The sequence below is a fragment of the Romboutsia sp. genome, assembly GCF_035470145.1.
GTDB lineage: Bacteria > Bacillota > Clostridia > Peptostreptococcales > Peptostreptococcaceae > Romboutsia_D.
Map to the genome: position 1 here is coordinate 1 of NZ_DATIRC010000348.1, position 1,836 is coordinate 1,836.

Below are 1,836 nucleotides of genomic sequence, written 5' to 3' on the forward strand. Positions count from 1 at the left end.
AAAAAAAGAAGATCTTCCTACCTCAAACCATGTATAATAATTCCCATGATATGCAACTCCCATTTGATCTGTCTCTTCATATCTTACACGAACGTATCCATCATTTATATGCATCTACTTTTCCTCCTTATTATTTCCATATTATTATTCTATATTATGCCATAACATTTCATTTCTGTTAATGATATTCATAAAAGAATTATCTATTCATATTCCTGAGATAAAGCTCCTTTTTCTTTAAATCACATAATATATCTTAAAATCATATACTTTAATAAATTATCAATATATAAGGAGATTTTTTATGTTTCCATTATTCAGATAAAAGTATATTTAAAAATTCTTCTTCTGATATAATATGTATCTCTTGCCCCTTTTCTATAAGCATCTCTGCCTTTCTTAATTTACTACTCTTCTTATCAAAAGAGAGCTTTTCAAGATTGCAAATTCCTGCCACAAGATAATTTGTCTTTTTTGTTACACTACTTCCTACAATTCCTCCAACATTAATTACCTTCTGCGTTGCCTCTATTCTTGACAATGACTCTAAAGGACCAGTAAACACTACAGTTTTGTTTAAAAAGGGATTTTCTTTTATATCCTCTATTATTATTGCTTCTATACTATTTTTTTTTATTCTTTTTTTTCTTGAATTTGATGTCAATGAGCCTGCTGAACTATATCCCCCTTTATACATTTTTCCAATTCTTAAGTTAAGCTTACTGTTCAAATCTTCTACTGTGTACACATTAAGCTCCTCACAAATTTTGATTAATATTTTAGCTGCTGCTTCAGCATCCTCACCAGCATGATGGTGTTTAAATTCTATACCGAGATGTCTTGCGATTGTATTTAGCTTATAGTTTTCAAACTCTGTATAATAATTTTTTGCCATAACCATTGTGCAAGAATAATCAAACTCAGGATATGCAATTCCATAGGCATCTAATGTATTTCTAAGCACACTCATATCAAATGATGCATTATGTGCAATTACAAAATTATTTTCAAGGTATAATTTTATATCATGCCACAATTCATTCATATGAGGTTCGTTTTTAACATCTTCTTCGACAATCCCATGAATCCACACATTCATAGGTTCAAAGCGCATTTCATATGGCTTTATAAGCCAGTATTTTACATCTACAATTTTGTTATTCCTAACAACAGCAATTCCTAGAGAACACGCACTATCTCTCTTTTCATTTGCCGTCTCAAAATCTATTGCTACAAAATCCATTTACTTCTCCTTTTAATGATACTTTATATTGTTTCTTTTTATTATAACAAATAAAAAAGTGCGTCTCCCTCTTATTTTATAAATTTAAGGGGTACACACTTTGCTTTTCACTATCATTTTATATTAATTTTTTATAATTTCTTCTCCTAAGGCATTTATTTCATTTTCTGTAGCTGCAACAATTATAGCTGCTGATGTGTCTCCTATAACATTTACAGTTGTTCTTGCCATATCAAGAATTCTATCAATACCTGCTATAAGTGCAACTCCCTCAAGTGGAAGGCCAACAGATTGTAAAACGAGTGAAAGCATTATAAGTCCTGCTCCTGGAACCCCTGCTGTACCTATAGATCCTAAAGTAGCTGTAAGAATAATAGTTGATTGCTGAGCTATTGTTAAATCAACTCCATAAACCTGAGCTACAAATAAAGCACATACTCCTTGATAAAGCGCCGTCCCATCCATATTTATTGTAGCTCCAAGTGGAAGAACAAAACTTGCAATTTTTTCTGAAACTCCAAGATTTTCTTTTACACATTTTATACTTACAGGTAGTGTTCCTGAACTACTAGTGGTACTGAATGCTGTAAGAG

2 protein-coding genes are annotated in these 1,836 nt (G+C 31.2%); both read right to left on the reverse strand.

Annotation, left to right across the window (positions count from 1 at the left end; all coding sequences use genetic code 11):
• Positions 1-313: 313 nt before the first annotated feature.
• Positions 314-1,243 (reverse strand): exonuclease domain-containing protein, encoded by a 930-nt coding sequence (locus tag VLM92_RS13975; RefSeq protein ID WP_325276940.1) that lies wholly within the window; start codon positions 1,241-1,243, stop codon positions 314-316.
• 123 nt (positions 1,244-1,366) lie between these two features.
• Positions 1,367-1,836, reverse strand: a 470-nt coding sequence (locus VLM92_RS13980) for a dicarboxylate/amino acid:cation symporter (RefSeq protein WP_325276941.1), incomplete at its 5' end; no start/stop codon positions are given.